This is a genomic window from Mycobacterium sp. OAS707, from assembly GCF_014873705.1.
Lineage (GTDB): Bacteria > Actinomycetota > Actinomycetes > Mycobacteriales > Mycobacteriaceae > Mycobacterium.
Window position 1 is genome coordinate 996,645 of the sequence record NZ_JADBDS010000001.1, and the last position, 20,119, is coordinate 1,016,763.

Annotated in this window: 24 protein-coding genes; 7 read left to right on the forward strand and 17 right to left on the reverse strand. The window is 67.2% G+C overall.

Going from position 1 to position 20,119, the window contains the following annotated elements:
* Positions 1–17: 17 nt before the first annotated feature.
* The 6 genes from GGC64_RS04900 to GGC64_RS04925 all read right to left on the reverse strand — a co-directional run bounded on the left by GGC64_RS04900 (position 18) and on the right by GGC64_RS04925 (position 4,762).
* Complete coding sequence (locus GGC64_RS04900; RefSeq protein ID WP_192721301.1) at positions 18–845, reverse strand: 1-acyl-sn-glycerol-3-phosphate acyltransferase; 828 nt, start codon at positions 843–845, stop codon at positions 18–20.
* Positions 842–1,690 carry a GNAT family N-acetyltransferase gene (locus GGC64_RS04905; protein ID WP_192721302.1) on the reverse strand — a complete coding sequence of 283 codons (849 nt, stop codon included), beginning with the start codon at positions 1,688–1,690 and terminating at the stop codon, positions 842–844. Before GGC64_RS04905 ends, GGC64_RS04900 begins: the two co-directional genes overlap by 4 nt.
* Before the next feature lie 90 nt (positions 1,691–1,780).
* Positions 1,781–2,434, reverse strand: a complete 654-nt coding sequence (locus tag GGC64_RS04910) for a nitroreductase (protein ID WP_192721303.1) — start codon at positions 2,432–2,434, stop codon at positions 1,781–1,783.
* On the reverse strand, positions 2,431–2,832 hold the full coding sequence (locus GGC64_RS04915; protein ID WP_192721304.1) for a cupin domain-containing protein: 402 nt from the start codon (positions 2,830–2,832) through the stop codon (positions 2,431–2,433). Before GGC64_RS04915 ends, GGC64_RS04910 begins: the two co-directional genes overlap by 4 nt.
* A gap of 127 nt (positions 2,833–2,959) precedes the next feature.
* A complete protein-coding gene (locus tag GGC64_RS04920) occupies positions 2,960–3,916 on the reverse strand; it encodes an electron transfer flavoprotein subunit alpha/FixB family protein (RefSeq protein ID WP_192721305.1) in 957 nt (318 codons plus the stop codon).
* A 45-nt stretch (positions 3,917–3,961) separates the two neighbouring features.
* The gene (locus GGC64_RS04925) at positions 3,962–4,762 is read right to left on the reverse strand and encodes an electron transfer flavoprotein subunit beta/FixA family protein (RefSeq protein WP_192721306.1); all 801 of its coding nucleotides are present in this window, start codon (positions 4,760–4,762) and stop codon (positions 3,962–3,964) included.
* Positions 4,763–4,960: 198 nt separating this feature from the next.
* Between GGC64_RS04925 and GGC64_RS04930 the strand changes: the two genes are divergently transcribed.
* From GGC64_RS04930 to GGC64_RS04940, 3 genes are all read left to right on the forward strand, one after another.
* Positions 4,961–5,752, forward strand: coding sequence for a bifunctional 2-polyprenyl-6-hydroxyphenol methylase/3-demethylubiquinol 3-O-methyltransferase UbiG (locus GGC64_RS04930; RefSeq protein ID WP_192721307.1), 792 nt, complete (start codon positions 4,961–4,963; stop codon positions 5,750–5,752).
* Positions 5,749–7,272, forward strand: coding sequence for a glycoside hydrolase family 57 protein (locus GGC64_RS04935; RefSeq protein WP_192721308.1), 1,524 nt, complete (start codon positions 5,749–5,751; stop codon positions 7,270–7,272). The genes GGC64_RS04930 and GGC64_RS04935 overlap by 4 nt, the downstream gene beginning before the upstream one ends.
* A 73-nt stretch (positions 7,273–7,345) precedes the next feature.
* Positions 7,346–8,587, forward strand: coding sequence for a glycosyltransferase family 4 protein (locus tag GGC64_RS04940; protein ID WP_192721309.1), 1,242 nt, complete (start codon positions 7,346–7,348; stop codon positions 8,585–8,587).
* A gap of 11 nt (positions 8,588–8,598) precedes the next feature.
* Here GGC64_RS04940 and GGC64_RS04945 read toward each other — a convergent pair whose 3' ends face one another.
* Positions 8,599–9,003 (reverse strand): MerR family transcriptional regulator, encoded by a 405-nt coding sequence (locus tag GGC64_RS04945; RefSeq protein WP_192721310.1) that lies wholly within the window; start codon positions 9,001–9,003, stop codon positions 8,599–8,601.
* Between the two features lie 98 nt (positions 9,004–9,101).
* Between GGC64_RS04945 and GGC64_RS04950 the strand changes: the two genes are divergently transcribed.
* The 3 genes from GGC64_RS04950 to GGC64_RS04960 all read left to right on the forward strand — a co-directional run bounded on the left by GGC64_RS04950 (position 9,102) and on the right by GGC64_RS04960 (position 11,079).
* Positions 9,102–9,524, forward strand: coding sequence for an Hsp20/alpha crystallin family protein (locus tag GGC64_RS04950; RefSeq protein WP_304611073.1), 423 nt, complete (start codon positions 9,102–9,104; stop codon positions 9,522–9,524).
* 307 nt (positions 9,525–9,831) lie between these two features.
* Positions 9,832–10,203, forward strand: a complete 372-nt coding sequence (locus GGC64_RS04955; RefSeq protein WP_192721311.1) for a J domain-containing protein — start codon at positions 9,832–9,834, stop codon at positions 10,201–10,203.
* A gap of 108 nt (positions 10,204–10,311) precedes the next feature.
* A complete protein-coding gene (locus GGC64_RS04960; protein ID WP_192721312.1) occupies positions 10,312–11,079 on the forward strand; it encodes a helix-turn-helix transcriptional regulator in 768 nt (255 codons plus the stop codon).
* Positions 11,080–11,258: 179 nt separating this feature from the next.
* Here the strand turns inward: GGC64_RS04960 and GGC64_RS04965 are convergent, their stop codons facing one another.
* Positions 11,259–11,996: an acyltransferase gene (locus GGC64_RS04965; RefSeq protein ID WP_192721313.1), complete on the reverse strand. Its 738-nt coding sequence runs from the start codon at positions 11,994–11,996 to the stop codon at positions 11,259–11,261.
* Between the two features lie 81 nt (positions 11,997–12,077).
* Here GGC64_RS04965 and GGC64_RS04970 point away from each other — a divergent pair, with 81 nt between their 5' ends.
* The gene (locus tag GGC64_RS04970; RefSeq protein ID WP_192722404.1) at positions 12,078–13,373 is read left to right on the forward strand and encodes a PQQ-binding-like beta-propeller repeat protein; all 1,296 of its coding nucleotides are present in this window, start codon (positions 12,078–12,080) and stop codon (positions 13,371–13,373) included.
* A 3-nt stretch (positions 13,374–13,376) separates the two neighbouring features.
* Here GGC64_RS04970 and GGC64_RS04975 read toward each other — a convergent pair whose 3' ends face one another.
* The 9 genes from GGC64_RS04975 to GGC64_RS05015 form a co-directional block, all read right to left on the reverse strand.
* Complete coding sequence (locus tag GGC64_RS04975) at positions 13,377–14,060, reverse strand: esterase (protein ID WP_192721314.1); 684 nt, start codon at positions 14,058–14,060, stop codon at positions 13,377–13,379.
* A gap of 95 nt (positions 14,061–14,155) precedes the next feature.
* The gene (locus GGC64_RS04980; protein ID WP_192721315.1) at positions 14,156–15,376 is read right to left on the reverse strand and encodes a class I SAM-dependent methyltransferase; all 1,221 of its coding nucleotides are present in this window, start codon (positions 15,374–15,376) and stop codon (positions 14,156–14,158) included.
* Complete coding sequence (locus tag GGC64_RS04985; protein WP_192721316.1) at positions 15,310–16,278, reverse strand: class I SAM-dependent methyltransferase; 969 nt, start codon at positions 16,276–16,278, stop codon at positions 15,310–15,312. Before GGC64_RS04985 ends, GGC64_RS04980 begins: the two co-directional genes overlap by 67 nt.
* A gap of 11 nt (positions 16,279–16,289) precedes the next feature.
* Positions 16,290–16,937, reverse strand: coding sequence for an enoyl-CoA hydratase (locus GGC64_RS04990; protein ID WP_192721317.1), 648 nt, complete (start codon positions 16,935–16,937; stop codon positions 16,290–16,292).
* A complete protein-coding gene (locus tag GGC64_RS04995; protein ID WP_192721318.1) occupies positions 16,934–17,758 on the reverse strand; it encodes an NUDIX hydrolase in 825 nt (274 codons plus the stop codon). Before GGC64_RS04995 ends, GGC64_RS04990 begins: the two co-directional genes overlap by 4 nt.
* Positions 17,751–18,644, reverse strand: coding sequence for an ABC transporter ATP-binding protein (locus GGC64_RS05000; protein WP_192721319.1), 894 nt, complete (start codon positions 18,642–18,644; stop codon positions 17,751–17,753). Before GGC64_RS05000 ends, GGC64_RS04995 begins: the two co-directional genes overlap by 8 nt.
* Positions 18,629–19,282: a nucleoside/nucleotide kinase family protein gene (locus GGC64_RS05005; RefSeq protein ID WP_192721320.1), complete on the reverse strand. Its 654-nt coding sequence runs from the start codon at positions 19,280–19,282 to the stop codon at positions 18,629–18,631. Before GGC64_RS05005 ends, GGC64_RS05000 begins: the two co-directional genes overlap by 16 nt.
* A complete protein-coding gene (locus GGC64_RS05010) occupies positions 19,233–19,928 on the reverse strand; it encodes a YitT family protein (RefSeq protein WP_192721321.1) in 696 nt (231 codons plus the stop codon). Before GGC64_RS05010 ends, GGC64_RS05005 begins: the two co-directional genes overlap by 50 nt.
* On the reverse strand, positions 19,921–20,073 hold the full coding sequence (locus GGC64_RS05015) for a hypothetical protein (RefSeq protein ID WP_225951169.1): 153 nt from the start codon (positions 20,071–20,073) through the stop codon (positions 19,921–19,923). Before GGC64_RS05015 ends, GGC64_RS05010 begins: the two co-directional genes overlap by 8 nt.
* Positions 20,074–20,119 lie beyond the last annotated feature (46 nt).

Here is a 20,119-nt window from a genome sequence, read left to right on the forward strand (position 1 = left end):
CAGGCCCGAATCCGAGGTCAGGCCACCAGGGCGTGCCCGTGACTGCGCCGCGCCGTGTCTCCGCGGACCGCCGCCTCGCAGCGCGCCGCCAGATCACGACGGGATGCGCCCGGCAACTGCAGCGACTCGACCTGCACGTGGACCACCGTCCGTCGGGCCGTGACCAGACGGCGGATCGACGTCATCAGGGTGTCGTCGCCGACGTAGGCGGCCAGCGTCGAGGGCCGGCCCTCGCGATCCTGATAGGTCAACCGCAGCGGCTGCACAGGCCTGCCCGCGTCGACGGCCGCCTGGAACATGGCGGGGCGGAACGGGCCGTAGGCCAGCCCGCACCAGGTTGTCCCCTCGGGAAACGCGACCACGGTGTGGCCGGCGCGCAGCCTGCCCGCGACCGTGCTCACCACGTCGGGCAGGCGTCGCAGGCTGGACCGGTCGATCGGGATGACCTTCATGATGCGGGCCAGGACGCCAAGGGCTGGCCAGTCGATGAGGTCGGCGCGGGCGACGAACGAGCCCGGCATCACGGCGCCGATCGCGAAGATGTCCACCCAGGACACATGGCCACTGACCACCAGCACGCCGCGCAGGTTGCGAATAGGCCCGCCGGACACCGTGATTCGCACACCGAGACAGCGCAACATCATCCGGCAGTAACCGCGTTGGATATGCGAACGGCCCGGCATCGGGATGGCCAGCAACGGCAGCGCAAAAAGCAGTACGACCGCGAAGGTGGCCCGCACAGCGATGCGCCACGCGACGATCACCGAATGGCCGGCCGCGGTGTCGGTGTGCACACAGCTGGCGTCACACGTCGCGCGCGGCACCCAGGAATGCTCGACGGTCATGACGACATCCCGTCGGCCATGGCGGCCGCAGCCCCCACCGACCGCAGCCGTTTCAGGTAACGGACGTCGGCCTTGCGCTTGTCGAGCAGGGCGGGAAAGTCGCCGACGCCGAACTCCGGGTCGTGGGCGGGCTCGCCGCAGACCTGGGCGCCCAGTCGCAGGTAACCGCGCATCAGCGGCGGCACGCCGACCCGTCGTGGCGGCTCGATGTCGTCGAGTCCGCGTCCGTCGACCGTCACCGGCCGGTACGGATACACGGTGTACTGCTCGGGTGCGGCGTGCCTGCGCCGCACGAAGTCGCGTACGCCGCGGATCTGGGCACCCGGCGCCGCGTCCTCGGGACCGTGGACGGGAACCGACACGCAGCCGGTGACGTAGTCGTAGCCGCAGCGGTCCAGGTAGGCCAGGATGCCCGCCCACATCAGCAGCACCACACCGCCGTTGCGATGGTCTTCACGCACCACGGCACGGCCCATTTCGACCAGCGACGGCCGCAGCGTGTCGAGCCCTCCGACGTTGAATTCCGTTGCGGTGTAAAGACCTCCGGCTGCGATCGCACCCGGCGGCGGCAGCATCCGGTAGCAGCCGACGAGTTCGCCGGAGTTGTCCTCGCGGACGATCAGATGATCGCAGTGTTCGTCGAACCGATCGGCGTCACGGCCGGCTTCGAATCCGGGGCTCGCGTCTGACACTTCGAAACCCGGCTCGGAGGTGAACACATCGTGACGGAGGCGCTGCGCAGCCTCGATGAGCGCAGGATCGGTGGTCAACAGCAGGGTGTAGCGGGGGGTGTCTGAGGAAAGGGTCGGCGGATCTGCGGCGATGAGTACAGAAGCAGTGCTCATGGCTGCACGGTCGCGTAGCCGCATCTCCGGATGGCATCGCGGCGGTGACGTGTCCGTGAGCGCTAGGTGACGACTTGAAGCGGCCCGCTGTCAGCTATCGAGGAAGACCACGTTCGTCTCGACCGGATTGCGTGGGGTGAAGAGGCTATTGCCTGCGAACGCGGGGTCCGGGTAGCCGATCGCTAGTCCGCAGAGCACGGTCAGGTCATCCGGGATGCCCAGTTGGGCGCGCAGGATCTCCGGATACGCCGCGATCGACACCTGCACGCAGGTGCCGAGGCCGCGTTCGGTCAACGCGAGCACCAGCGTCTGCAGGAACATGCCGACGCCGAGGCTGTCGACCAGCCCGAGGTCGCGGTGCATGCACACCACGGCGCCGACGGGCGCGCGGAAGAACTCCCAGTTGCGCAGCTGCGCCAGTCGCCTGCCGTCCTTGTCATGACGTGCGATGCCCATGGACCCGTAAACCAGGCCGCCGAGCTCTTGCCGAAGCGGCAGGAACGTCTCCGGAATGCCCGTAGTGACCGGCAGGTCGACGGAGGCCTCCTCCAGAAGCGCCTCGACCAGCCGGTCCCGCCGCGGCCCCGAGGCGATGAACACGCGCCACGGCTGGATGTTGGAGTTCGACGGTGCCCGCATCGCCAGCTCGACGGCTTCCTCGATGAGTTCGCGCGGAACGGGCTTGTCGCGCAGAAACATGCGCGTCGAATTACGTTGCCTGACAACGTCATCGAACTCAGTCATCGCGGCACCCGCCGGTCTTTGCGCGCTTGGAGTTCTTCCTCGTCGACCACCACGAGCATCGGCACGCCCGGCGTGCACACCATCGTGACGAGGAACCGCAGCGGGACATCTGAACGGTTGTTGGCGTCCGAATAGTGGATTACGTCGCCGCCTGGCTCCCAGAAGGCTTCACCGGCCTTGATCACCCGCGGCGCTTCGCCTTCCAGCTCGAACAGCATCTCGCCCTCCAGCACGTAGCCGAATGACGGGCCGCCGGGGTGGCGGTGCGGCGGCGCTCCCGCGCTACCGGCAGGCCACTCGATGATCGACGTCATCACCTCGGCGTCGGTGGGAATGAACGGGGGCGTGACGGTCTGGATCGTCGTGATGGCCTTCATCAGATCAGCGGTATCAGTCATACGTTCAGACTCGCGGTCACGGCCCGTGGCCGAACCCTTGAAAGTCCGTAGTCTTCGCCGACCCCGATGCCGCTGCACGCAAAAGCCCCCGAACATCGTGGTGTCCGGGGGCTTCGCGCGGCGGCGATTAACCCTTGCGGGCCTTGACCGCTTCGGTCAGCTGCGGTGCGACCTTGAACAGGTCGCCGACGATGCCGAGGTCGGCGATCTCGAAGATCGGCGCCTCTTCGTCCTTGTTCACCGCGATGATCGTCTTCGACGTCTGCATGCCTGCGCGGTGCTGGATCGCGCCGGAGATGCCCAGCGCGATGTACAGCTGCGGCGACACGGTCTTGCCGGTCTGGCCCACCTGGAACTGGCCCGGGTAGTAGCCGGAGTCGACGGCGGCACGCGAGGCACCGACGGCGGCACCGAGCGAGTCGGCCAATTCCTCCACCACGCTGAAGTTCTCGGCGCTGCCGACGCCACGACCACCGGAAACCACGACGGTGGCCTCGGTGAGCTCCGGACGGTCGCCTGCGACCGCGGGCTCACGCTTGGTGATCTTGGTCGCATTCTCGGCCTGCGCGGGCACGTCGACGTTGACCACCTCACCGGCGCCCGCTGCGGGCTCGGCCTCGATCGCACCCGGACGGACCGTGATCACCGGGGTGTCGCCGGTGGTCTCGGCCTCGACGGTGAACGCGCCACCGAAGATGCTGTGGACGCCGACCGGCCCTTCGCGGACGTCGACGACGTCGGTCAAGATGCCGGAGCCGATTCGGGCGGCCAGCCGGCCCCCGATCTCCTTACCGTCGGCGCTGGCGGCCAGCAGCACACCAGCCGGAGTGGCCGACTCGACCAGCGCAGCCAGCACGTCGACGTACGGGGTGATCAGGTAGTTCTCGGCGTCATCGGATTCGGCGACGTAGATCTTGGCGGCGCCGGCTTCCTTCAACGCGTCGGTCAGCGCCGCAGCGGTGCCCGGCTTGCCCACCACGACGGCGGACGGCTCGCCCAACTTGCGTGCGGCGGTGATCAATTCGGCGGTGATCTTCTTCACCGCGCCCTCGGCGTGCTCAACGAGCACAAGTACTTCAGCCATATGTCTTCAAAGTCTTTCTGGGTCTATCGGCTAATGGGTTATCGGCTAGATGATCTTTTGAGCAACCAGGTACTCGGCGACCTTCGTGCCGCCGTCGCCCTCGTCGGTGACCTTCTCGCCGGCCGTCTTCGGCGGCTTCGGGGTCGACGCGGTGACCTTGGAACCGGCATTGGCGACGCCGACCTCGTCGGCCTCGACACCGATCTCGGCCAGCGTCAGCGTCGTCACTTCCTTCTTCTTGGCGGCCATGATGCCCTTGAAGGACGGGAAGCGGGGCTCGTTGATCTTCTCGTTGACCGAAACCACCGCAGGCAGCGGCGCCTCAACGGTGAACACACCGTCATCGGTCTCGCGCTCGCCGGTCACCTTGCCGTCCTCGACCGACACCTTGCGCAGGTGCGTCAACTGCGGCAGGCCCAGGTACTCGGCGATCACCGCGGGAACCGCGCCGCCGACGCCGTCGGTGGCCTCGTTGCCGGCGATCACCAGTTCGGTGCCCTCGATGGTGCCCAGCGCGCGGGCCAACGCCCAACCGGTTTGGATCATGTCCGAGCCGTGCATGCCGTCGTCGAGCAGGTGCACGGCCTTGTCGGCACCCATCGACAGCGCCTTGCGGATGGCCTCGGTCGCCCGCTCCGGTCCGGCTGTGAGCACTGTCACAGTGCTCTCACCGCCATTGGCGGCTTCCTTCTCCTTGATCAACAGCGCCTCCTCGACGGCGCGCTCGTTGATCTCGTCGAGCACGGCGTCGGCCGCCTCGCGGTCGAGAGTGAAATCGCCGTCGGTCAGCTTGCGCTCCGACCACGTGTCAGGGACCTGTTTGATCAGGACCACGATGTTCGTCATGAGTCTGGTTCGTCCTCCTCAGCAGAGGCCGGGCGAGCCGGCCTGCATTACCACGCTTGAAGCAACTACCACCATGTTACTCGCCGGTAACTTATGGCGGTTCGCAGGAACACCATAGCTGGTCGAAGTTTGCGTTCTAGCAGCCCGTAGTCGGCGAACCGTTCGCCATCGGGCCGATCCGCGTTAGCCTGCCTTGCAATGAGCGCCTCATTCGTTAGTAACTGTCCGGTTGGGTGCCCCGACGAGGGTGCCGCGTTGCCCCTGACTGGCGAACGCACCATCCCCGGGCTGGCGGAGGAGAACTACTGGTTCCGCCGCCATGAGGTCGTCTATGCGCGACTGGCCGATCGTTGCGCCGGTCGCGACGTGCTCGAGGCCGGATGCGGCGAAGGCTATGGCGCCGACCTGATCGCCGCTGTGGCGCGCCGGGTGATCGGGCTGGACTACGACGAGTCCGCCGTGGCCCACGTGCGGGCGCGGTATCCGCGGGTGGAGATGTTGCACGGCAATTTGGCCGAGCTGCCACTGGCGGACGGCACCGTCGATGTCGTCGTGAACTTCCAGGTGATCGAACACCTGTGGGACCAAGGGCAATTCGTGGCCGAGTGCTTGCGGGTGCTGCGGCCCGGCGGTGTCCTGCTGATGTCGACGCCCAACCGGATCACCTTCTCCCCCGGCCGCGACACCCCGATCAATCCGTTCCACACCCGTGAACTGAACGCCGCGGAGCTCACCGAACTGCTGACGGCAGCGGGCTTTTCGCTCGAGTCGATGCTCGGGGTCTTTCATGGCCCGCGGTTGGCCGAACTCGATGCGCGGCACGGCGGATCGATCATCGACGCCCAGATCGCTCGCGCGGTGGCCGACGCCCCCTGGCCCGAGGATCTGCTCGCCGACGTCGCCTCGGTGACCATCGACGACTTCGACCTCACCGACACCGCCGATATCGACGCCAGTTTGGACTTGGTCGCAATCGCGGTGCGGCCGTGACTCAGTCGAACCCGGTTCCCGGGCTGTTCACCCTCGTGCTGCACACCCACCTGCCGTGGCTGGCCCATCACGGCCGCTGGCCGGTCGGCGAGGAATGGCTCTACCAGTCGTGGTCGGCGGCCTATCTGCCGTTGATGCGGGTGCTGCGCACGCTGGCCGACGAAGACCGCAAACATGTTGTGACGCTTGGCATGACGCCGGTGGTGACCGCACAACTTGACGATCCGTACTGCCTGTCCGGCATGCATCACTGGCTGGCGAACTGGCGGCTGCGGGCACTGGAAGCCACGACGCTGCCTGAGCCGATGGGCGCGTTCGGGATTCGCGAGCAGACAGAAGCCGAGCGCGCCCTCGACGACTTCGCGACGCTGTGGCGCCACGGCGGCAGCCCATTGCTGCGCGGGCTGATCGACGCAGAGACCATCGAACTGCTCGGCGGACCGTTGTCGCATCCGTTCCAGCCGCTGCTCAGTCCGCGGCTGCGCGAGTTCGCATTACGCGAGGGCCTCGCAGACGCAGGCCAGCGGTTCGCCCACACGCCGAGGGGCATCTGGGCACCCGAGTGTGCGTATGCGCCCGGCATGGAAATCGATTACGCCGCAGCAGGTGTCGGCCACTTCATGGTCGACGGCCCGTCGTTGCACGGCGACACCGCGCTTGGCCGGCCGGTCGCCGCGTCGGACGTCGTCGCATTCGGGCGCGATCTACAGGTCAGCTACCGCGTGTGGTCACCGAAGTCGGGCTACCCCGGGCACGCCGCGTATCGCGACTTCCACACCTACGATCACGTCACCGGCCTCAAGCCGGCCCGCGTGACGGGCCGCAACGTGCCCTCGGATGCCAAGGCGCCCTACGACCCCCAACGCGCGGACCGGGCGGTCGACGCGCACGTCGAGGACTTCGTCGGGATGGTGCGCGATCGCCTTGTCAGCGAGTCAGAACGCATCGGCAGGCCGGCGCATGTGGTGGCGGCGTTCGACACCGAACTGTTCGGGCATTGGTGGTATGAGGGCCCGCTGTGGCTGGAGCGCGTATTGCGTGCGCTGCCTGCGGCCGGGATACGAGTGGGGACGCTGTCCGACGCGGTCGCCGATGGATTCGTCGGCGCGCCCGTCGAATTGCCGCCCAGCTCTTGGGGTTCCGGCAAGGACTGGCAGGTATGGGCCGGCGAGCAGGTCGCCGATCTGGTGCAGTTGAACGCCGAGGTCGTCGACACCGCGCTGACCACAGTGGACAAGGCACTCGGTGAGACGGACGCACCGACTGCCCGCAACTTCGTCGCCGACCAGATCCTGCGCGAAACGCTGCTCACCGTCTCCAGCGACTGGCCGTTCATGGTCAGCAAGGACTCCGCAGCCGACTACGCGCGCTACCGCGCACATTTACACGCCCACGCCACCCGCGAGATCGCCGACGCGCTCGCGTCAGGCCGCAGCGAGCACGCTGGGCGCCTCGCCGAGGGGTGGAACCGCGCCGACGGCCTGTTCGGCGCGCTCGACGCGAGGCGGTTACCGAGGTGAAGCTTCTTCCCGCGAGCGTCCGTGTCTGTACACGACACGCCGCGAATTGTTGGCATGTTGGGGTCGCTCGCGCATGAAAGTACTGATGGTGTCGTGGGAGTACCCGCCGGTGGTGGTCGGCGGGCTCGGCAGGCACGTCTACAACTTGGCGACGGCGCTGGCCGCGGCCGGGCACGAGGTCGTGGTTCTCAACCGCAGACCCAGCGGCACAGACCCGAGCACGCACCCGTCGACCGACGAAATCGCCGAGGGCGTAAGAGTTATCGCCGCCGCGCAGGACCCGCACGAATTCGACTTCGGCGCCGACATGATGGCGTGGACCCTTGCCATGGGCCACTCCATGGTTCGCGCCGGCCTCGCCATCAAGGACCGCCGCGGCCGAGCATGGCGCCCCGACGTCGTACATGCCCACGATTGGCTCGTCGCGCACCCGGCGATCGCGCTAGCCGAATACTTCGACGTCCCATTGGTTTCCACGATCCACGCCACTGAGGCCGGCAGGCACTCGGGCTGGGTTGCGGGTCCGATCAGCCGCCAGGTGCATGCCGTCGAATCCTGGCTCGTTCACGAATCCGATTCGCTCATCACGTGTTCGCACTCGATGAGCGACGAGATCACCGAGCTCTTCGGGCCCGGCCTCGTCGAGACCCGCGTCATCCGAAACGGGATCGATGCGGCACTGTGGCCGTTCGCGCGACGCCGACCCCGTACCGGGCCCGCGCAGCTGATGTACCTGGGTCGGCTCGAGTACGAGAAGGGCATTCACGACGCGATCGCGGCACTCCCCCGCATCAGGCGCGCACACCCCGGCACGACGCTGACTGTCGCAGGTGACGGCACACAGCTCGACTGGCTCGTCGAGCAGGCGCGAAAGTACAAGGTGCTCAAGGCCACAACGTTTGTCGGCCGACTCGACCACGACGAGCTCGTGAAGCTGCTGCACACCGCCGACGCGTGCGTGCTGCCCAGCCACTACGAGCCGTTCGGCATCGTCGCGCTCGAAGCGGCGGCCACCGGCGTCCCGCTCGTCACGTCCAATGTCGGCGGCCTCGGCGAAGCGGTGATCAACGGTCAGACCGGAATGTCGTACGCCCCGCGCGATGTGGCGAGTCTGGCCACGGCCGTGCGCGCGGTGCTCGACGATCCTGACGCTGCCCAACAACGAGCGATCGCTGCCCGTGAGCGCCTCACGTCCGACTTCGACTGGCACACCGTCGCCGATGAAACCGCGCAGGTATATCTCACCGCCAAGCGCCGCGAACGCGAACCGCACCGGCGTCGCGTTATCGTCGAGCACCCACTGCCTGACCGCTGACGGTCAGACGTCTAGCGTTGCCTTTTCTTCGCTTGTGATCGGCCCTTGCCGCCTTTGGCACGACCGTCGGCGGAGGCGAGCGCGGCGTTGTCGGTCTTCAGCTGACTGTTGGCCGTTCTCAACTCGGTGTTGTGCGTTTCGAGTTGGGTGTTGCGATCTTGGAGGTGCAGGATCTGGGCAATGCCGGCCACGTTGACTCCATCGGAAAGCAATTCGGCGATCCGCTGCAGGCGAATCAGGTCGTCGTCGCTGTAGCGGCGGGTGCCCCCGGCCGTCCGGGCGGGGGTGATCAGTCCGCGTTGCTCGTAGAGCCGCAGTGACTGCACCGGGATGCCGGACAACTCCGCGGCCACCGAGATGCTGTAGACCCCGCGCCGAGATCGGGCGCCCGATTGCTGACTCAACTGGCTATCCATTCGGTCGAAATCTGTTCTTGCACGAACCTAGCACCAGTGCTATATACAAATCTATACCAGATCACATAGATGATCTCTGGGATTCAAGGGAGGTGGAGATGATGTTGATGCGCACCGATCCGTTCCGCGATCTCGACCGCTGGACCCAGCAGGTGTTAGGTACCGCCGCCCGCCCCGCGGTGATGCCGATGGATGCCTGGCGCGAGGGTGACGAGTTCATCGTCGAGTTCGACCTGCCTGGTGTGACCGAAGACTCGCTGAATCTCGACGTCGAACGCAACGTGTTGACCGTGCATGCCGAGCGGCCGGGGCTGAATCAGGACCGGGAGATGGTGTCCGCGGAGCGCCCACGCGGGGTGTTCAGTCGCCAGTTGTTCCTGGGCGACAACCTCGACGCCGACCGGATCCAGGCCAGCTACCAGAACGGGGTGCTCCGGCTATCCATCCCGGTCGCCGAGAAAGCCAAACCGCGCCGCATCAAGATTGCCGGTAGCGACGAGAAGAGATCTATCAACGCCTGACCGCCACGGCCGCGCGTCCAAGCAGGAGCTTATCGAAAGGTGCTGTCCCGCAAGGGAGGTGATGCTATCGGCGATGAGCACAAGCGGGCAGTGACTCGCGCACCGTCCAACACACCAATCACTGTGCATTCGCGCAGACGCAGTGTCGCGTCCTCGACCTGCGCGCGCACCGCCACCGGCAGTGGCACGTGGTGAATGGTCGTGCGTGATGTCACTGCGCAGCCCGGGTCCGCCCGCCGCCGGGATTCCCCATCGGCGGCGGGCCCGGTGGCATGCAGGCGGATCAATCCCGGCGGGGAGACTGTCGATGATCGAGCGTTCCAATCCCTACGCCGTGTTGGGCGTGACACGCACGGCCACACCGGCCGAGATCACGCACGCCTTTCGCGCCAAGTTGCGGTCGCTTCATCCCGACACTCGTTCAGCAGGGGTTGGGGATGCCGAGCTGCGAGAAGTCCTGGCCGCCTACGCTCAACTGCGCGACCCGGGCCGCCGCGCCGAATACGATCGCGCGGCCACCGAGAATCCCCCGCCACAGCCGCGCGAATCGAAACCCCCGGTGCGGCCGCGCACCAATTCTGTTGGCCCAGTCCAGATTCCGGTTACCCATCGCCGCGCCGACCAGCCTCCGCGTGCCGAGCGCCCACTGTGGGCCGGGCCGGTGCGCCGGCATCCGTGAGCTCAACTCCCTCGATGCTGCTGCGGGCCGCAGAAAGTTCGATGCGCGTCGAATCATTCCAGGCCTACCTTCGAGGTGTGGGACGCGAAAAGAAGCAGGAGGACCGCCATGCGTAACGCTGCCGAGCTGCCGACCGGCGGTGACGCCGACATCGCCGCGGTTGCGTCACTGCTGGCCGACCCGGCACGGTGCAAGGTACTGCTCGCCCTCGACGACGGACGAGCCCTGCCTGCGAGCATGCTCGCCGACGAAGCGGGCATCAGCAGGCCGACGGCCAGTAGCCACCTCAACAAACTGACCAACGCCGGCCTGCTGACGGTCGAAACGCATGGCAGGCACCGCTACTACCGGCTGTCCGGCCCGGAGGTCGGCGAGCTGCTGGAGCAGTTGGGACGCCTCGCGCCGGCACGGCCGGTGCGATCGTTGCGCGAAGGCACCCGTGCGGCGCGGCTGCGCTCGGCCCGCACCTGCTACGACCATGTCGCCGGCCGTCTCGGGGTGGCCGTCATGGGCAGCCTGCTTGACCGCGAGGCGCTCGTCGGCGGCGACGGGCGCTACGACCCGTCGCGCGACGGCCACGATGCCCTCAGCAAGCCGGGCCGCGATCTGCACTACGAACTGACCGACGTCGGCCGCGATTTCCTGGCCGGCATCGGTGTCGAAATACCAACGGGCAAAAGGCCACTGGTGCGCTACTGCGTGGACTGGACGGAGCAGCGGCACCACCTCGGCGGCGGGCTCGGCCGCGCGGTGCTGGATCGGTTCCTGTCCGCAGGTTGGGTGAAGCGAGTGCCACGTGGACGCGCGCTCACCGTCACCGATCAAGGGCGTACTGCTCTTGCCGACGCGTTCGACATCGACTGGGCCGGCTACTGAGCGCCCAGCGCGACGAGAATCGCGGCAACCGCAACGACCCCAACCATGAGAGCGATCTGAAGGTAGCCGCATGCCATTGGTGGGCGGATCGCCACGTTCGGTTCACAGCGAGCGTGCAGGGAATGCTCAAGTTTCGCGGCGTGTCGACGTACAAACGCGCACGCTCGCGGGAGTAGGACTTAGCGGGAGGCCTTCTTGCGCTCGATGTCGGCGAGCGCCGCGGCCAATTCGGCGCGTTGGGCCGCCGACGTCTCCCACGCCAACTGCCGGTTCTTGACGACCTTCGCCGGCGCACCGACGGCGATCGAGAAATCGGGGATGTCGCCCTTGACCACCGCGTGCGAACCCAGCACGCAGCCGCGGCCGATCGTCGTGTTGCGCAGGATCGTGACCTTGGTGGCGATCCAGGTGTCCGGCCCGATCCGGACCGGGCCCTTGATGATGCCCTGGTCCTTGATGGGCACGTTGATGTCGTCCATCTTGTGGTCGAAGTCGCAGACATAGACCCAGTCCGCCATCAGCACCGAATCACCAAGCTCGATGTCGAGGTAGGTGTTGATGACGTTGTCGCGGCCGAGCACGACCTTGTCGCCGAACCGCAGCGAGCCCTCGTGACAGCGGATCGTGTTCTTGTCGCCGATGTGCACCCAGCGACCGATCTCCATCGTCGCCAGCTCAGGCGTGCACTGGATTTCCACACCCTTGCCGAGGAACACCATGCCGCGGGTGATGACGTGCGGGTTGGCCAGCTTGAATTTCAGCAGGCGCCAGTAGCGCACCAGATACCACGGCGTGTACGCCTTGTTCGCGATCACCCACTTCAACGAAGCGAGGGTCAGAAAGTTGGCCTGGCGCGGATCACGCAGCCGGGACCCCCGCCACCGCTTGTGTAGCGGCGCGCCCCACATCGTCGTCATGGCCGGAAAGCCTACGCGAGCGCTCGTACCGTCAACGGTTACCCTCACGTGGACCGAACGGTAGGAATGGGAAAGGATCCAGTGTTCCGGCGATTGATCGTGCTCACGTCAACGGCGCTGATCACGGGTGTACTTGCCGGGTGTGGCACCACCGATTCCTGGGTCGAGGCGCACGCGGCGGACGGCTGGCCCGCTCAGTACGGCAACGCGGCCAACAGCAGCTACACGACGGTCGGCGGTGCCGGCGCCCTGCGACTCGAGTGGCGACGTTCGGTGAAGGGCAACCTGGCCGCCCAGGTGGCGCTCGGGTCGGGCAGCTACCTGGCGATCAACGCACAGTCGGCGGGCGGATGCTCACTGATGGTGTGGGAGACCGACAACAAGGCCAGACAGCGCTGGTGCACCCGGCTGTGGCAGGTGCCGGGAACCGGAAGCCCCCTGTCCAGTCCGCTTTTTGACGGTTTCGACAACCTCTACATCGGCCAGCCCGGCGCGATGCTGTCGTTCCCGCCCACCCAGTGGATTCGATGGCGTCAGCCGGTGATCGGAATGCCCACCACGCCAAGGATTCTCGAGCCCGGTCAGCTGCTCGTAGTGACACACCTCGGCCAGGTGCTGGTGTTCGAAGCCCACAACGGTCGCGTCCTCGGCACGCTGGATCTGGTCAGCGGTGTCAATCCGACCGACTCCAATCGGGGACTCGCCGATTGCCAACCCGCCCGGCGGGGTTGTCCGGTGGCCGCGGCGCCCGCGTTCTCATCTGCCAACGGAATCGTCGTCGTGAATGTATGGCAACCCGACGCGCCCGCGCCGACGCTGGTCGGTCTTCGTTACCGTGCGGGCGATCCCCCCACCATCACCCGCGAGTGGACAACCGACGCGGTGGGACAGGGCCCGATCTCCAGTCCCGTGCTGTCCGCCGACGGGTCGACCGTCTACGTCAACGGCCGTGACCAACGTCTGTGGGCAGTCAACTCGGCGGACGGCAAGCCGAAATGGTCGGTGCCGCTTGATTATCTGGCGCAGACGCCGCCGTCCGTGACGCCCGACGGCTTGATCGTGGCAGGCGGCGGGCCGGGCGCCAAGCTGATCGCGGTCCGCGACAAGGGCGATCACGCCGATGTGCTGTGGACCCGTGACGACGTCGCCCCACTGGCCACGACCAGCCGGGCAGGTGACGGCATCGCCTACACCGTCGCCAAGGACGGCGAGAACGGCCAGGCGCTACTGGTGTTCGATCCGAACGACGGCCACACCGTGAACAACTATCCGCTGCCGCAGGCGACGGGCTGGCCGGTCGGAGTTTCCGTCGGCCACGACCGCCGCGTCGTCACCGCGACGAGCGACGGTCAGGTGTACGGCTTCGCACCCGAGTAGGTATTAGGCCAACAGCGCCGCGACCGTCGCGCGCGGCACCGTCGCCTCAACAGGACCCGCCGACTCCGGGAACAGCTCGCCCTGGCCGAAGAAGAACAGCAGCGAATCGTCTGTCAACGCGAAGTTCTGGTACTTGGCCGCATCGAGGCCGATCGCGGGCGGGATGCCGTCCATCAAACCCTGCTGCTTCTGCAGATACTGCTCGACGGCAGGAAAGATCACGTCGAGCGGCTTGGTGCCGGGCTTGAACAACGTGTCGAACGTGATCGGCGCCTTCTTGCCGACGTCCCAATTGAACGACTTGTACCACGTCTGCGGGTGCGCACCGCCGACGTTCTGCCACATGGTGAGCACCACGCTCTGCGTACCGCCCGTCGGCGGACCGGAGCGGTATCCGGTTCCCTTGGCGTCGAGTTCGTACGGCAGGTTGTATGACCCAGGCATCTCCGAGACGTTGACGAAGCCGTCGCGGGCCTGCGTCAGATAGGCCGTCAGCGCCTGCTGGTCGGGATAGTCGTTGGGGAACGTGAGGTCCATCGTGTAGGTGGAGTTCGCGCTGTGGACCGTGCAGATGCCGTCAGGCCCGACGCTGCCGTTCAGATCGACACAGGCCGACTGCGCCGCGGCAGGCGCCGAGCAGGCCAGCAGACCGGCCACGAGAATCGCAGCCACCCTGAGAATGCGCATCGTCGGACGTCCTCGCGAGCCGGCACCGGCTTCGGCACCGGCGCATTGATTCCAGGGTACGTGGCGTTTTCACCGCGCACGCGCGGAGCACGAAATCATCGGGACGGGCGACAGATGAATGCCGTTGCCCGGCTTGCCGCCCCGGATCCGATGCGGGTGATGACGACCGAGACCGGTTGCGTTCCGCGCAGCCGCAGCCGGGTTCGCAACGCGTCGGGGTCGACGTCGACTCCGCGGACCAGGATCTCCACGGCGCCCACATCACGGGCCGAAAGCGCTTGGCGCAGTCGCCGTTCGCTGAAGCTGAGCTCCTCGAGAACTTCGAACCCACGCACGTTGTCGGGCAGCCGATCCCCCGAGAGGTAGGCGATCTCGGGGTCGAGCTGCCACAGCCCGTGCCTGGTGGCGTAATGCCGCACCAGACCTGCGCGCACCACAGCGCCGTCGGGGTCGACGATCCACCGTCCTGCGGGCGCCACCGGGCAGTCGTCCGGATCGGCGTCGGTGACGACTTCGCCGGTGTCGAGCATCGTCGCCCTGCGGGTGACTTCACCGAGACCGCCCGACCACAGACAGGCCTCGCGCACACTGCCGGCCAGCGAGGTGACCTCGATCTCGCCGCGAAATCCGAGCCGCGCCAACTCGTCGAAAGCGATTCCGGGAGCGCACTTTACGACCAGATCGCGGTCCTGGTACACCTCGAGCAGGGCGTCAAGAGCTGGGGTGTAGTCAGCCGGGTTGAAGCGCCGCCGTCCCCCGCTGCGCCTGGCCGGATCGACGAGAACGACCGCGTCGCGAGTGACCGGCCGCAGCGCGTCGGCGCGACACAGGTCGACGCCAGGAACATTGTGCGCGGCCATCGCCAGTCGCACGGGATCGATATCGCTGCCGACAACATAGGACGCCCAATCCCGCAGCGCGGCAAGCTCGGTACCGATCGAACATGTCGCATCGTGCACGGTCAGCCCAGCCAACCGCCGCGCCCTATGCACTGCGACCTGTTCGGCGGTCGCCTGCTGCAGCGCCTCATCGGTGAACAGCCACCCCGAGGCGTCGGCGAACTTGGCTGCGGCCCTTCGCCGCAACAGTGTGGTCTCCACCAGGACGGCGGCACGGTCACCGAATCGCTCACGCACCGCGGCAATGTCGGCAAGCCGCGACGCTTCGGTGAGCCGAAACTCGTTGACCTCGCTGAGATCCCGTGCGCCCGCGTCGGAGTGCAGGTAAGCGACGGCTTCGATATCAAACGCTACGACGGCTTGACCCCGGTCACCATGACGTTGTAGTACCAGCTCTTCGGCACCACGCGGCGCCACAGGTTGTGGTCGACCCAACTCAGCGTGATCCAGCTGTGGAACGCGAATTTGGCGTAGCCCCAACCCAATCGGCCGGGCGGCACAGCGGCTTCGAGCGTGCGCAGCGGCCAGCCGAGCATTGCCGCGGTGAACTCGGTCGTGGCGGTCGACACCTCAACCGCCCCGGCATTGCGGGCCATCCGCTCCAGATCGCCGGGATTGAAGGTGTGCAGATCGACGATCGCCTCCAGCGCTGCGGCGCGCGAGGACTCGTCGAGCTCCGCTTGCGGACGGCGCCAACCGCCGAGCCCCGGGAGCTTGGTCACGTTCGTCACCGCCCGCCAGGTCAGCGTCGACAACGGGCGCGCGTAGTTCTCCCCCGCGTTCGTCGGCTCGCCGGCGAACACGAAGCGGCCGCCCGGCTTGAGCACCCGCACAACCTCGCGCAGTGACAGCTCGACGTCGGGGATGTGGTGCAGCACCGCGTGTCCGACCACGAGGTCGAAGGTGTTGTCCTCGTACGGGATGCCCTCGGCATCGGCGACGCGGCCGTCGATCTCCAGGCCCAAATTCTCGCCATTGCGCGTGGCCACCTTCACCATGCCCGGCGACAGGTCGGTCACCGAGCCGCGCCGCGCAACGCCGGCCTGAATCAGGTTCAGCAGGAAGAACCCACTACCGCAGCCCAGCTCGAGCGCCCGGTCGTAGGGCAACTCGCGCAGCTCGTCGGCGGGCACGGTCGCGTCGAACAGATCGCGGGCGTAGTCGACGCAGCGCTTGTCGTAGCTGATCGACCACTTCTCGTCGTAGCTCTCGGCTTCCCAGTCGTGGTAGAGCACCTGCGCGAGCTTGGAGTCGTGGCGGGCCGCCTCTACCTCTTCCGCCGTAGCATGCGGGTTCGGCTTGGGGTCGGTACTCGTCATAACAGGGCAGCCTAAACGTCGAAGGTTGCCTTGGCGGCAACCAGTGTCTGAGGTGAGTGGTTCAAGAAGCGCTTGGCCCAGGCCACCGCGGCGTCATAGACGCCGTCAGGCGCCACCATCTCGTCGATCAGGCCGAGCGCGAGTGCCTCCTTGGCGTCGACGAACCGCCCGGTGAAAACCAGATCCTTGGCCTTGCTCTCACCGGCCGCGCGGGCCAGCCGGGCAGTGCCACCCTGCGGCACCCGCCCTGCCAGGATCTCTGTCGCGCCGAACTTCACGTTGTCGCCGGCCACCCGCCAGTCCGCCGCCAGCGCCAGGTTCAGCCCGCCGCCGAGCGCGTAGCCGGTGATGGCTGCCACGGTCGGCTTGGGGACAGCGGCCAACGCGTCGACGGCATCACGACACACCCCCGCGGCGACCTCGGCCTCGGAGACGTTCAATGTGCTCAGCTCATGCATATCGTCTCCGGCGGAGAAGATCTCGTGGCCGCCGAACACGATGACGGCGTGGATGTCATCTCGCCGACTGAGATCGCTTGCAGCAGAGGTGATTTCACGATAAAGCTGACGGGTCAGGCCATTGCTGGGCGGTCGGGACAGCAGCAGCGTCGCGATGCCGGGCTGGTCATCGCTGGTGTGGATGGAGACGAATTCGTTCATGACTTCTCGACGTAGCCCTGGGGTGCGCGACGGTTGCGCGCAGCGTTGTAGCGGTCGCTGTTGAAGAACTCGATTTCCCAGTTGCCGGTGTCCTTGTTGGCGGCCAGGTGCGGCTCAACGGCGACGATCTGACGTTGCACCGCAAGCACTTCGGCAACGGTGCGGCCGTTCAGCGAGTCCAACTGCGTCCAGGTCGGCGGCAGCAGGAACGTCTTGCCGTCGGCGAATTCGTCGAGTGCGGCCTGCGGCGTGGTCCAGAACGCGCGGTCGGTTTCGGTGTTGTCCCCGTCGGCGCGCTGTCCTTCCGGCAACGCCCCGACAAAGAAATAGGTGTCGTAGCGTCGGGTGCGCTCTTCCTTCGGCGTCACCCAATTCGCCCACGGCCGCAACAGATCCGCGCGCAACACCAGCTTCTCCCGCTGCAGGAACTCCCCGAACGACAGCGAGCGGTCTTCCAGCGCCGCGCGCTGGTCGCGGTAAATCGACGCGTCGCCGACGATGCCGTCCGGGTCGTCGGCTGGTCCGGCGAACAACACACCGGACTCTTCGAACGTCTCGCGCGCGGCGGCGCACACGAGCGCCTCCGCGAGATCCGGTGCGACGCCGAACCGCTCGGCCCACCAGCCGGGCTGCGGGCCGAACCACGCGATGTCGGCGTTGCGGTCGCGGTCGTCGACCCCGCCGCCGGGGAACACCATCACGCCCGCCACGAACTCCATCGCGGAGTGGCGCCGCATCAGGAAGATTTCGATGCCCGGGCCCTTGTCGCGCACCAGCATCACCGTCGCCGCAGGCCGAGGCACCAATGGATGGTCAGTCATTTCGCCTCCTGTGCGCGGCCCTGCTTCGCGTGCGACGGGCGAAGTAGCGTCCGTCCACCACCTCGAGGGCGATGGACTGCCCAAACGCCTTCGACAGATTCTCGGACGTCAGCGTGTCCGTCAGCAGCCCGGAAGCCACGACCTTGCCCTCAGAAAGGATCATGCAGTGCGAGAACCCGCGCGGGATCTCCTCAACATGGTGGGTCACCAGCACCAGCGCCGGAGAGTCGGGATCGCCTGCCAGATCCTCGAGCCGCGCCAGTAGCTCCTCCCGCCCACCGAGGTCGAGTCCGGCGGCGGGTTCGTCGAGCAGCAGCAGTTCGGGGTCGGTCATCATCGACCGGGCGATCAGCACCCGCTTGCGCTCACCTTCGGACAGCGTGCCGTAGGTGCGGTCGGCCAGATGCTCGGCGCCCACGCTCTCGAGCATGTCGATCGCCTGGATGTAGTCGACGTCTTCGTACGACTCGCGCCAGCGGCCCAGCACCGCGTAGCCGGCGGAGACGACGAGGTCGCGCACCAGCTCGCCATCGGGCACCCGCTGCGACAACGCCGAGCTGGAGAGGCCGACCCGCGAGCGCAGCTCCGACATGTCGACGCGGCCGAGGCGCTCGCCCAGCACGTACGCCGTCCCAGACGACGGATGCTCCAGGGCGGCCGCGATCCGCAGCAGCGACGTCTTGCCTGCGCCGTTCGGCCCGATGACGACCCAGCGTTCGTCGAGTTCGACCGCCCAGGTGACGGGCCCGACCAGGGTCTGGCCGCCACGTCGCATAGAAACTTTGGCGAAGTCGATCAGCAGGTCGGGGTCGGCTGCATCTGCTTCGGCGTCGGCCACCCGACCATCGTGCCGTACTCGACGGGTGTCGCTTACCCGAGGCCCCATCCTGCGGCGCCGTTGACGATGACGCGATCGGCCCTGCCTGCCGTGGCTGCCACCAATTCCGAGTTGGCTTGGTCGGTGGTCGCTACCCAGGCGCGGGCCTGCTGGGGCGACTTTCCGAACTGGATGTGACGCGCGACGAGGCGCTCCACCCGCGTGGCCTCCTCGCTCGCGACGAACCAGACGGCGTCCATGGCCCGGCGCGCCCGCGCCCACTGCGGATCGTCGAGCAACAGATAGTTGCCCTCGGTGACGACCAGCCGTGCCGACGGCAGGACGACGAGCGCGGCCGCCAGCGGCTGTTCCAGCGTGCGGTCGAACCCCGGCACATACACCGGGGCGTCGATTTCGCGCCTTACCCGTTCGAGCAGATGTGCGTAGCCAGCCACGTCGAACGTGTCAGGCGCGCCTTTGCGGGCGCGGGCGCCGATGCGGTCGAGCTGGGCGTCGGCCAAGTGGAAGCCGTCCATCGGGATGTGGGCGACCCAGTCGTCGCCCTTGATTGCGCGGATGCGGCCGAGAAGCTCCTCGACGAGCGTCGACTTCCCGGCACCGGGGCTGCCCGCGATACCGAGGACCGCGCGCGCCGAATCAGACGCCAGCGCGATCGCGTCGCGAGCCAGCAGATCCGCTATCGCCATCTGCTGAGTATTGCGCGCCCAAGTCGCTGGCCTCGGCGACGGAAGCCCAGCCGCTCACAGCGAGCACGCGCCTTGGCGTGATGCGCACGAACATTTGCACCAGCGGGCCGATGCCGAACGCGTACAGCACGGTGCCGACGCCGACGGTCCCGCCGAGGAGCCAGCCGACGCCCAGCACGGTGGCCTCGATCGACGTGCGGACCAGGCGCACCGAAAGGCCGGTGCGCACTACCAATCCGGTCATCAGGCCGTCGCGCGGTCCTGGCCCGAGCGCGGCGCCGATGTAGAGGACAGTGCTGAACGCGTTGAGCACGACCGCGCCCACCATCATCGCGATGCGTAGCGGAAGTGCCGTCGGCGTCGGCAGCAGCCACAGCCCGGCGTCGACGGTGACCGCGATGACGATGACGTTGGCGATGGTGCCGATGCCCGGCCGGTTTCGCAGTGGGATCCATGCCAACAGCACCGCGACACCGACCACAGCAGATGCGACACCGATGGTCATGCCGGTGTGCCGGGCGAGGCCTTGGTGGAAGACGTCCCACGGATCCAGGCCGAGCCCGGCCCGCACCATCACCGCCATCGAGAAGCCGTAGCCGCACAGCCCAACCAGCAGGGCCAGGCCGCGCAGGGTGGCTTTACGCATGGTGGGGAAAGCGGATCCGGATCAGTTCTAATTCCCGGCAGATGCGTTCGGCGTCGCGGTCAACGAACTCGGCCGGCATGGTTTCCGCCGGTTGGAAGAGCCGAGCCAGCGGCCGGGCCACTTTGGATGTCCAATTCATGCTCATGACTCGATAATCCGACCGACTGGCTTGCTTCTCAATATCCAGTTGG

What these genes read in the sequence shown, in the direction of transcription:
- GGC64_RS05015 (WP_225951169.1), bottom strand. Translation starts at nt 20,073, where the DNA reads ATGAGCATGAATTGGACATCCAAAGTGGCCCGGCCGCTGGCTCGGCTC.
- GGC64_RS04900 (WP_192721301.1), bottom strand. Translation starts at nt 845, where the DNA reads ATGACCGTCGAGCATTCCTGGGTGCCGCGCGCGACGTGTGACGCCAGC.
- GGC64_RS04920 (WP_192721305.1), bottom strand. Translation starts at nt 3,916, where the DNA reads ATGGCTGAAGTACTTGTGCTCGTTGAGCACGCCGAGGGCGCGGTGAAG.
- GGC64_RS04905 (WP_192721302.1), bottom strand. Translation starts at nt 1,690, where the DNA reads ATGAGCACTGCTTCTGTACTCATCGCCGCAGATCCGCCGACCCTTTCC.
- GGC64_RS04930 (WP_192721307.1), top strand. Translation starts at nt 4,961, where the DNA reads ATGAGCGCCTCATTCGTTAGTAACTGTCCGGTTGGGTGCCCCGACGAG.
- GGC64_RS04960 (WP_192721312.1), top strand. Translation starts at nt 10,312, where the DNA reads ATGCGTAACGCTGCCGAGCTGCCGACCGGCGGTGACGCCGACATCGCC.
- GGC64_RS05000 (WP_192721319.1), bottom strand. Translation starts at nt 18,644, where the DNA reads ATGGGGCCTCGGGTAAGCGACACCCGTCGAGTACGGCACGATGGTCGG.
- GGC64_RS04925 (WP_192721306.1), bottom strand. Translation starts at nt 4,762, where the DNA reads ATGACGAACATCGTGGTCCTGATCAAACAGGTCCCTGACACGTGGTCG.
- GGC64_RS04995 (WP_192721318.1), bottom strand. Translation starts at nt 17,758, where the DNA reads ATGACTGACCATCCATTGGTGCCTCGGCCTGCGGCGACGGTGATGCTG.
- GGC64_RS05010 (WP_192721321.1), bottom strand. Translation starts at nt 19,928, where the DNA reads ATGCGTAAAGCCACCCTGCGCGGCCTGGCCCTGCTGGTTGGGCTGTGC.
- GGC64_RS05005 (WP_192721320.1), bottom strand. Translation starts at nt 19,282, where the DNA reads ATGGCGATAGCGGATCTGCTGGCTCGCGACGCGATCGCGCTGGCGTCT.
- GGC64_RS04975 (WP_192721314.1), bottom strand. Translation starts at nt 14,060, where the DNA reads ATGCGCATTCTCAGGGTGGCTGCGATTCTCGTGGCCGGTCTGCTGGCC.
- GGC64_RS04915 (WP_192721304.1), bottom strand. Translation starts at nt 2,832, where the DNA reads ATGACTGATACCGCTGATCTGATGAAGGCCATCACGACGATCCAGACC.
- GGC64_RS04955 (WP_192721311.1), top strand. Translation starts at nt 9,832, where the DNA reads ATGATCGAGCGTTCCAATCCCTACGCCGTGTTGGGCGTGACACGCACG.
- GGC64_RS04950 (WP_304611073.1), top strand. Translation starts at nt 9,102, where the DNA reads ATGATGTTGATGCGCACCGATCCGTTCCGCGATCTCGACCGCTGGACC.
- GGC64_RS04940 (WP_192721309.1), top strand. Translation starts at nt 7,346, where the DNA reads ATGAAAGTACTGATGGTGTCGTGGGAGTACCCGCCGGTGGTGGTCGGC.
- GGC64_RS04985 (WP_192721316.1), bottom strand. Translation starts at nt 16,278, where the DNA reads ATGACGAGTACCGACCCCAAGCCGAACCCGCATGCTACGGCGGAAGAG.
- GGC64_RS04910 (WP_192721303.1), bottom strand. Translation starts at nt 2,434, where the DNA reads ATGACTGAGTTCGATGACGTTGTCAGGCAACGTAATTCGACGCGCATG.
- GGC64_RS04965 (WP_192721313.1), bottom strand. Translation starts at nt 11,996, where the DNA reads ATGACGACGATGTGGGGCGCGCCGCTACACAAGCGGTGGCGGGGGTCC.
- GGC64_RS04945 (WP_192721310.1), bottom strand. Translation starts at nt 9,003, where the DNA reads ATGGATAGCCAGTTGAGTCAGCAATCGGGCGCCCGATCTCGGCGCGGG.
- GGC64_RS04990 (WP_192721317.1), bottom strand. Translation starts at nt 16,937, where the DNA reads ATGAACGAATTCGTCTCCATCCACACCAGCGATGACCAGCCCGGCATC.